Raw genomic sequence first — 3,100 nt, 5'->3', positions numbered from 1 at the left:
CCTCAGCAACCTCGAGATCATCCGCTGCCTCAAGCGCTACATCGCCCGCGAGATCCACCACGTCCTGACCACTTGACGAGGCATAGGAGCATCTCAGCCCACTGCCCGGGTCAGCTCCGGCGCGAGGTCACCCCGGTCGACGACCTCGACCCGCTCCAGCTCGAGCCAGTCGGCCATCGCCCGCAGCTCGGCCGCCAGCTCGTCGGCCACCGTCCCCGGCGCGGGGTGGCCGTCCTCCACGTGGGCCGCCTGGACGCGCAGCACCCCGGCCTGCCGGTCCGCCTTGAGGTCGACCCGTCCGACGAGGGCGTCGCCGAGCAGGAAGGGCAGCACGTAGTAGCCGTGCACCCGCTTGTGCGCCGGCGTGTAGATCTCCAGCCGGTAGCGGAAGCCGAACAGCCGTTCCACGCGGGGCCGCTCCCACACCAGCGAGTCGAACGGCGACAGCAGCGCGCGTGCCCGCGCCCGCCGGGGACGACGGGCGGCGGAGTCCAACCAGGCCGGGCGGCCCCACCCGTCCACCTCGACGGGCAGCAGCGCGCGGGACTCGACCAGCTCGGCGATCGCCGTCCGGGTCTCGAGCACCGACAGCCGGAAGTAGTCGCGCAGGTCGGTCTCGGTGGCCACGCCCAGGGCTCGGGCGGCGGTGACGACCAGCTCACGGATCGCGTCGGTACGCCCGGGGGTCGGGGTGGCCAGCACGGCGGCGGGCAGCACCCGCTCGGTGAGGTCGTACACCCGCTCGAACCCGGCGGTCCGGGACCGGGCGGTCAGTGCCCCGGTGAAGAACAGGTACTCCAGCGCGGCCTTGCCAGGGTGCCAGTTCCACATCTGCCCGGGGGTGTTCGGCCGCTCCTCCCCCAGCTCGCTGGCCCGGAGGGGACCACCCTCCCGGACCCGGTCCAACAGCTCGGCGACGTAGCCCGGCCGCTCCCGCTGCACCCGGGTCATCGAGCCCCACGCCTCCTGCTCGGCTGCGGCCATCCGCCAGCGCAGCAGGGGGTGCAGCCGCACCGGGAGGTAGGACGCCTCGTGCGCCCAGTACTCGAACACGTCGTGCCGCCGGCCGTGCAGGGCGTCCAGCAGCGGCCTCGGGTAGGCCCCCAGCCTGCTGAACACCGGGAGGTAGTGCGAACGGGACAGCACGTTGACCGAGTCGATCTGCACGACAGCCAACCGGTCCACCACGCTCCGCAGCTGCCGGGTGCCGACCACCACCGGGGGCCGCTCGTCCGCCAGCCCCTGCGCGGCGAGCGCGATCCGGCGCGCCAGGGCGGCAGACAGTCGTTCCACGGGTCGGTGCTCCACGGACCCGATCCTGCACCCGGGGTCCGACAGACCCTCCGTGCCCGGGGTGCCGCCCGCCCCGACGACCCCGCGCCTAGGGTGCGGGCGTGCAGCTGACCGGACGAGCCGAGTCCTCCGTCCGCCCCGCGGTCGCCGCCGACGCCACCGTCATCGCGCGCATCCAGGTGGTGACCTGGCGGACCGCCTACCGCTCCCTGCTGCCCGCGGAGGTGCTGGACACCTGGGACGACGAGGCCGTCACCGCCTCCTGGGAGTCCGCGATCACCGCGCCGCCCACCCCGGGGCACGGCGTGCTGGTCGCCCGGGAGGGCGAGGAGGCCGTCGGGTACCTGGCGTACGGCCCGGCCGAGCTCGGCGCAGGCGAGGCCTCCTCCCCGGAGGGCCCGTCCTCCGAGATCGCCGCCGTGGTGGTCGAGCCCCGCTGGGGACGACGAGGCCACGGCAGTCGCCTGGTGGCCGCCGCGGTGGACCTGTTGTCGGCGACGGGGACCAGGCGGCTGCAGACGTGGGTGGCGACCGGGGACACCGTCACCGCGAGTTTCCTGGCGTCGGCCGGCTGGGCAGCTGACGGCTGGAGCCGGACGCTGGACGCCGGCTCCACCGCCGTCCACGAACGTCGCTGGCACACCCTGCTCGGCGATCCTGCCGACGGCCCGCACGACCCCGGACACCACCACACACACGACGAGCACCCCCACGACGAGGCCACCCACGACCACCAGGACGGACCAGCGTGAGCTTCACCGGCTTCCCCGACGAGGGCCTCGTGTTCTACGAGGGTCTCGAGGCCGACAACAGCAAGTCCTTCTGGACCGAGCACAAGTCCACCTACGACGAGCACGTCAAGGTGCCCATGCAGGCGCTCGTCGAGGAGCTCGCGGCGGAGTTCGGGACCCCGAAGCTCTTCCGGCCCTACCGGGACGTGCGCTTCAGCAAGGACAAGACGCCGTACAAGACCCACCAGGGCGCCGTCCTGCACCTTCCCGGCGCCGGCGTGGGCGCCTGGTACGTGGAGGTCTCCGCGGATGGGCTGCAGGCGCGCGGGGGCAGTTGGCGGATGCAGCCCGACCAGGTCGAGCGCTACCGCCGAGCCGTGGACGACGACGTCCCCGGTGGGCAGCTGGAGCAGATCGTGGCGAAGCTCCGACGAGGTGGCATCACCGTCGACGGCGACCGGCTCAAGCGGACACCCCGCGGGTACGACGCCGACCACGTGCGGGTGGAGCTGTTGCGTCACAAGAGCATCCACGGCGGCCGGCACTGGACGCCGGAGGACTGGCTCGACAGTCGCGAGGTCGTCGCCCGGGTCCAGACCACGTGGCGGGCACTCGTCCCGTTGAACCAGTGGCTCGCGGACAACGTCGGCGCCACCACCGCACCTCCCGACCGCCGCCGCTGACCTCCTGGGTGCACGGGCATGTCAGGGGCCAGCTCGAGCTCCTGGGGGCCGGCGTCCCTCCTGTGCCGAGGGACAGCGCCGCCGAGACCGCCACACCGGCGAACGGCACCACGAGGCCGTGGAAGGTCGGTGAGGCCGGCACTACTCAGGTCACTGCCCAGGACACTCCTCGGGGCCGTGGCCCTCGGAGGCGCTCACCCGCATCCGGGCTTGTTCTGCGGCTGCGCGCCGGGCCCTCGACCCACGTCACGGCCGGCACGGACGCACGCACACCGGAACTCAGCGGATCAGTGGAGAATGGTCTGGGAATGCCGAAACGGGGCCACGACTGTGTCGTGACCCCGTTTCGGGAATGATGTCCGGCGGCGTCCTACTCTCCCACCCAGTCCCCCG

3 protein-coding genes are annotated in these 3,100 nt (G+C 73.0%); 2 read left to right on the top strand and 1 reads right to left on the bottom strand.

What is annotated here, in order from left to right; all coding sequences use genetic code 11:
- Window positions 1-93: 93 nt before the first annotated feature.
- The gene (locus ASG41_RS12425) at window positions 94-1,293 is read right to left on the bottom strand and encodes a winged helix-turn-helix domain-containing protein (protein WP_056295077.1); all 1,200 of its coding nucleotides are present in this window, start codon (window positions 1,291-1,293) and stop codon (window positions 94-96) included.
- Between the two features lie 101 nt (window positions 1,294-1,394).
- On the opposite strand from ASG41_RS12425, the gene ASG41_RS12420 reads away from it, so the two are divergent.
- Together ASG41_RS12420 and ASG41_RS12415 are read left to right on the top strand one after the other, a co-directional pair.
- Window positions 1,395-2,045 (top strand): GNAT family N-acetyltransferase, encoded by a 651-nt coding sequence (locus ASG41_RS12420; protein WP_082556890.1) that lies wholly within the window; start codon window positions 1,395-1,397, stop codon window positions 2,043-2,045.
- A complete protein-coding gene (locus tag ASG41_RS12415; RefSeq protein ID WP_056295074.1) occupies window positions 2,042-2,707 on the top strand; it encodes a DUF2461 domain-containing protein in 666 nt (221 codons plus the stop codon). The genes ASG41_RS12420 and ASG41_RS12415 overlap by 4 nt, the downstream gene beginning before the upstream one ends.
- Window positions 2,708-3,100 lie beyond the last annotated feature (393 nt).

The organism is Modestobacter sp. Leaf380 (assembly GCF_001424485.1).
Lineage (GTDB): Bacteria > Actinomycetota > Actinomycetes > Mycobacteriales > Geodermatophilaceae > Klenkia.
Note: the sequence above shows the minus strand (reverse complement) of the source record. Positions and strands in the feature narration are given on the sequence as shown.